Annotated in this window: 5 protein-coding genes; 3 read left to right on the top strand and 2 right to left on the bottom strand. The window is 73.6% G+C overall.

The window, feature by feature from the left end:
- Positions 1-189 precede the first annotated feature (189 nt).
- The 3 genes from ACOJTC_RS02460 (at position 190) to ACOJTC_RS02450 (ending at position 3,182) form a co-directional block, all read left to right on the top strand.
- A complete protein-coding gene (locus ACOJTC_RS02460) occupies positions 190-666 on the top strand; it encodes a hypothetical protein (RefSeq protein WP_204927796.1) in 477 nt (158 codons plus the stop codon).
- Between the two features lie 67 nt (positions 667-733).
- Entirely contained in the window at positions 734-2,140 is a 1,407-nt protein-coding gene (locus ACOJTC_RS02455) for a class II 3-deoxy-7-phosphoheptulonate synthase (protein ID WP_357934795.1), read from the top strand.
- A gap of 22 nt (positions 2,141-2,162) precedes the next feature.
- Positions 2,163-3,182 (top strand): threonine aldolase family protein, encoded by a 1,020-nt coding sequence (locus ACOJTC_RS02450; RefSeq protein ID WP_420115560.1) that lies wholly within the window; start codon positions 2,163-2,165, stop codon positions 3,180-3,182.
- Positions 3,183-3,362: 180 nt separating this feature from the next.
- Here ACOJTC_RS02450 and ACOJTC_RS02445 read toward each other — a convergent pair whose 3' ends face one another.
- Both ACOJTC_RS02445 and ACOJTC_RS02440 read right to left on the bottom strand, forming a co-directional pair.
- Entirely contained in the window at positions 3,363-4,223 is an 861-nt protein-coding gene (locus tag ACOJTC_RS02445) for a deoxyribonuclease IV (RefSeq protein ID WP_357934792.1), read from the bottom strand.
- Positions 4,220-5,359 (bottom strand): PASTA domain-containing protein (locus ACOJTC_RS02440; protein ID WP_420115559.1); only part of this gene is annotated, 1,140 nt, incomplete at its 5' end. The genes ACOJTC_RS02445 and ACOJTC_RS02440, both read right to left, overlap by 4 nt.

Here is a 5,359-nt window from a genome sequence, read left to right as displayed (position 1 = left end):
ACGGTGCGGCGCCTGCATGAAGACCGCGTGGGCGTCCGGTCCCTCCCCGTCCGGCTGTCCGGCCCGGTCGGCGGCGGCCCCACCGGGCGAAACGCCGACCGGCCGGGCCGGCGCGGCCGTGACGGGTTGCCACCGGACGGGTGCGGTGTGGCAGACTCGCCGCTCGGCATCCGTACCCAGGGAGGACGCATGGGCCGCAGGCTCCGCACCGCCGGCGTCGTACCGCTGGCCCTGTTGCCGTTCGCCCTACTGGGCTGCGGCCAGAACGGCGACGGCGAAGCCGACGGCGGGCCCAGCCGGGTGCCCGCCCAGGAGGCGTCGGCCAAGGCCCGGGAGCGGGTCCAGGCGTACCTCGACGCGATGGCCGCCAAGGACCCGGCCGCCGGCCGCAACCAGCTCTGCGCGACGATGCAGGAGGGTTTCGACGCCGCCGCGACCGGGCCGAACGGTGATTTCGCCGACCACTTCCAGGTGCCCGGGGCGACCATCACCGACATCCGCACCGGTGCCCGGGGGCAGGAGGTCAGCACCTCGGTGACCGTTTCGGTGGGGTCGAAGAAGGTCACCCGACCGCTGCTGTTCACCGTCACCCGCGACGGCGCGGACTGGTGCATCGCGGGCGAGGAACCCGGCGGGCACAGCCCCGCGCCCTCGCCGACCCCCTGACTCCCACCTTCCGGAACCCCGTACCTCGGGGGCGCGGCGTCCGGACCGTCGCCGTACGCTTTCTCCCATGCGCCATGAGTGGCATCAGCTGAGCTACCCCGCCGTGAGCAGCCCCGGGCTGCAGACCAGCCGCCCCACCGTCGACTCGGCCGAGGACGCCGCTCTCGGCCTCGACCGGTGGCGTGACCTGCCCCGTCAGCAGATCCCGCCGTGGTCCGACCCGGCCCAGGTCGCCGAGGTGTGCAAGGTGCTCGACACCGTGCCGTCGGTGGTCGCCCCCTACGAGGTGGACCAGCTCCGACGCAAGCTCGCCCTGGTCTGCGAGGGCAAGGCGTTCCTGCTCCAGGGCGGTGACTGCGCCGAGACCTTCGCCGACAACACCGAGAGCCACCTGCTGGCCAACGCCCGCACCCTGCTCCAGATGGCGATTGTGCTCACCTACGGCGCGTCCCTGCCGGTGGTGAAGGTGGCCCGGGTCGCCGGCCAGTACACCAAGCCCCGCTCGCTGCCGACCGACGCCCGGGGCCTGCCCGCCTACCGCGGCGACATGATCAACGCGCTGGAGGCCGACCCGGCCGCCCGGGTCGCCGACCCGCAGCGCATGATCCGGGCGTACGCGAACTCGGCCGCCGCGATGAACATGCTGCGCGCCTACCTGGCCGGCGGGCTGGCCGACCTGCACGCGGTGCACGACTGGAACAAGGGCTTCGTGAAGAACTCCCCGGCGGGGGAGCGCTACGAGGCGATCGCCCGGGAGATCGACCGGGCCATCGCGTTCATCCGGGCCTGCGGGATGACCGAGGACGACGCGTTGCGTACGGTCACCCTCTACTGCTCCCACGAGGCGCTGGCCCTGGAGTACGACCGGGCGCTGACCCGGGTCTCCGACCGCCGGGCGTACGGCCTGTCCGGGCACTTCCTGTGGGTCGGCGAGCGGACCCGGCAGCTCGACGGCGCGCACATCGACTTCATCTCCCGCATCGCCAACCCGATCGGGGTGAAGCTCGGCCCGACCACCAGCCCGGACGAGGCGATCGAGCTGTGCGAGAAGCTCAACCCGGACAACATCCCCGGCCGGCTGACCCTGATCAGCCGGATGGGCAACCACAAGGTCCGCGACGCGTTGCCGCCGATCGTGGCCAAGGTCACCGCCGCCGGGGCGAAGGTGGTGTGGCAGTGCGACCCGATGCACGGCAACACCCACGAATCCTCCAACGGTTACAAGACCCGGCACTTCGACCGGATCGTCGACGAGGTCCTCGGCTACTTCGAGGTGCACCGGGGGCTGGACACCCACCCGGGCGGCATCCACGTCGAGCTGACCGGCGAGGACGTCACCGAGTGCCTCGGCGGCGCCCAGGGCATCGAGGACCTCGACCTGCCCGGCCGGTACGAGACCGCCTGCGACCCCCGGCTGAACACCCAGCAGTCGTTGGAGCTGGCCTTCCTGGTGGCGGAGATGCTCCGTGGCTGACCCCACGGCGGGCGTCGGTCCGGTGGCCGAACTGCGTTCCGACACGGTGACCCGACCGACCGCCGGGATGCGGGAGGCGATGGCCGCCGCCGAGGTCGGCGACGACGTCTACGCCGAGGACCCGACGGTCAACGCGCTGGAGGCCGAGGTCGCCGCGCTGTTCGGGCACGAGGCGGCGCTCTTCGCCCCGACCGGGACGATGGCCAACCAGATCGCCCTGCAACTGGTCGTCCCGCCCGGTGACGAGCTGCTCTGCGACGCCGACGCGCACGTGGTGACGTACGAGGTCGGCGCGGCTGCGGCGTACGGTGCGATCTCCACGCGGACCTGGCCGACCCTCGGCGCCGACCTGGACCCGGGCATGGTGGAGGCGATGATCCGGCCGGACGGCTACTTCGCGGTGCCGACCCGGGCGATCGCCGTGGAACAGACCCACAACCGGGGCGGTGGTGGGGTGATCCCGCTGGCGACCCTGCGGGAGCTACGTCGCGTCGCCGACACCGCCGGCCTCGCCCTGCACTGCGACGGCGCCCGGATCTGGCACGCGCACGTCGCCGACGGGGTGCCGCTGCACGATTACGGCGCGCTGTTCGACACCCTGTCGGTCTGTCTCTCCAAGGGTCTCGGCGCGCCGGTCGGCTCGCTGGTCGTGGGCAGTGCCGCGCGGATCGACCGGGCCCGGTTCCTGCGCAAGCGGATGGGGGGCGGGATGCGGCAGGTCGGGGTGCTCGCCGCCGCCGGCCGGTACGCCCTGGCCCACCACCTCGACCGGCTCGCCGACGACCACGTCCGGGCCGCCCGGCTCGCCGAGGCGCTCGCCCCGTGTGGGGTGCTCGCCGGCCCGGTACGCACCAACATCGTGCCGCTGGACCTGACCGGGCACCGGCTCGACGCGCGGGCCCTGGCCACCGCCGCCCGCGCCGAGGGGGTGCTGCTGTCGGTGCTCGGCCCCCGCACCGCCCGCCTGGTCACCCACCTCGACGTCGACGACGCCGCCATCGACCACGCCGCCAAGATCCTCCCTGACCTCCTCACCCCCTGACCCCCACCGGCACCGCCCGCGCCCTCCGCGCCTTCCCCGCCTTCCGGTGTTGATCAAGAGATTCGCGTCAGCCTGGAGATCACATTTGACGCGAACCTCTTGATCACCGGGGGCGTCGAGCCAGGGGCGTCGAGCGGGCGGCGTCGAGTGGGGGAGGGGTGCCGGCGGAGAGGACGGCCGTCAGGGGTGAAGGCGGGTGAGGGTGGCTATGTCGGTGGCGTGGCCCTCGTGCTTCTCGGTGGGGGTTTCCACGACGACGGGGATGCCGGCGGTCGCCGGGTGGGCCATCAACTCGGCGAAGGCCGGCTCGCCGATGTTGCCCTTGCCGATGTTCTCGTGCCGGTCCCGGGTCGAACCGCACAGGTCCTTGGAGTCGTTGGCGTGGATCAGCTTGAGCCGGTCCGCCCCGACCGTGGCGACCAGGGTGTCCAGGGTCGCCGTCATGCCGCCCGCCACGGCCAGGTCGTGCCCGGCCGCCCAGGCGTGGCACGTGTCGAAGCAGACGCCCAGCCCCGGGTGCCTGTCGACCGCGTCCAGGTAGGGGCCGAGGTGCTCCACCCGGGAGGCCAGTGACCGGCCGCCACCGGCGCTCGGCTCCACCAGCAGCAACGGACCGCCGCTGGCCGTGGTCTCGTCGAGCAGCGGCAGCAGCGCCTCGCGTACCTGTCGCATGGCGGTCTCGGCGTAGCCGGCGTCGACCGCGCTGCCGGCGTGGAACACCACGCCCCGCGCCCCGATCGCCCGCCCCCGGCGCAGCGCGTGCGCCAGCGTCTGCGTCGACTTCTCCACCGTCGCCGCCGTGGGCGAACCGAGGTTGACCAGCAGCGACGCGTGGATGTAGACCGGTACGCCCCGGGCGGCGCAGCCCTCGGCGAACAGCGCGTCCTGGGCGGGGTCGCCGGGCGGCAGCGCCCAGCCCCGCGAGTTGGAGACGTAGACCTGCACCACCCGGGAGCCGGTCGCGTCCACGTACGGCAGGGCCGCCCTGGCCAGCCCACCCGAGGTCGGGGTGTGCGAGCCGACCGGCCGGTGGCCGCTCACAGGCAGCCCAGGGTGACCGGGGTGCCCGGTGGCACCTGCGAGTTCTCGCCCGGGTTCTGGAACCGGACGATGCCGTTGGGGTTGAACTGCACGTTCACCGTGAACCCGGCCCCCTCCAACTGCTGCTTGGCCTGCTGGCAGGGCAGGTCGACCACCCGGGGTACGGTCACCTGCGGCGGGCCCTTGCTGACGTCCAGCTTGACCTTGGTGCCCTTCTCCACACCCGCGCCGTCGGCCGGGCTCTGCCCGAGGACCTCGTCGCGCGGCTTGTCGGATTCCTTGTACGTCTCGACCAGCTCCAGGCCGAGCCGGGACAGGGCGGTGCGGGCGTCGGTGAGGCTCTTGCCGACCAGGTCGGGCACCGTGATCGGGGCGCGGCCCCGGCTGAGGATGACCGTCACCTTGGTGCCCGGCTTCACCTCGGTGCCCACCCTCGGGTTGGTGTCCACCACCACCCCGGCCGGCAGGTTGTCGTCGTAGCGGGGCGTGCCCTTGGCGACCACCAGTTTCGCGCTGGTCAGGTCGGCCTCGGCCAGGTCGAACTCCTTGCCGACGACGTCCGGCAGCGGGAACCGCTCCGGGCCCAGGGAGAGGGTCAGCGTGATGGTGCCACCCTTGAGGATCTTGGCAGCCGAGCCCGGGTCCTGGGTGATCACCCCGTCGCGGGGCACCTTCTCGTCGTAGCGGGGCTCGGCGAAGGCGACCTGGAAACCCGCCCGGTCCGCCTGCGCCTGCGCGTCGGCCCGGCTCAGGTTCACCAGCTGCGGCGCGACCGTGTACCGGCCCACCCCCACCCACCAGCCGCCCATCGCGGCGAGCAGGCCGACCACCACCACGGCCGCCGCGACCGACAGCCGCCCGCGCGGGGTGCCCATCACCCGGGTACGCAGCTCCGCCAGGCGGGATCCCAGGCCGGCGCTCTCGGCGGCCCGCCGCCGGTGCGGGCGCTGCGGGGCGGCCGGCTCGGGCAGCCGGGCCCAGGTCGGCCGGGTCGTCGGGCTGACCGCCGCGACCACCATCGTCGGCTCGGCCACCGCCGGCAGCTCCCCGGCCACCCGGCCCAGCACGGCGGTGTGCGCGTTCGGGTTGCCCAGGTCGTCCCGGGCCACCTGCACCTCGGCCAGCAGGGCGCCCGC

Origin of the sequence: Micromonospora sp., from assembly GCF_048594385.1 — a bacterium.
Classification (GTDB): Bacteria; Actinomycetota; Actinomycetes; order Mycobacteriales; family Micromonosporaceae; genus Micromonospora; species Micromonospora wenchangensis.
This window is presented reverse-complemented; position numbering and strand designations above follow the sequence as displayed.

Excerpts from the sequence above, each read along its gene's own strand:
- ACOJTC_RS02455 (WP_357934795.1), top strand. The coding sequence starts at position 734 with ATGCGCCATGAGTGGCATCAGCTGAGCTACCCCGCCGTGAGCAGCCCC.
- ACOJTC_RS02460 (WP_204927796.1), top strand. The coding sequence starts at position 190 with ATGGGCCGCAGGCTCCGCACCGCCGGCGTCGTACCGCTGGCCCTGTTG.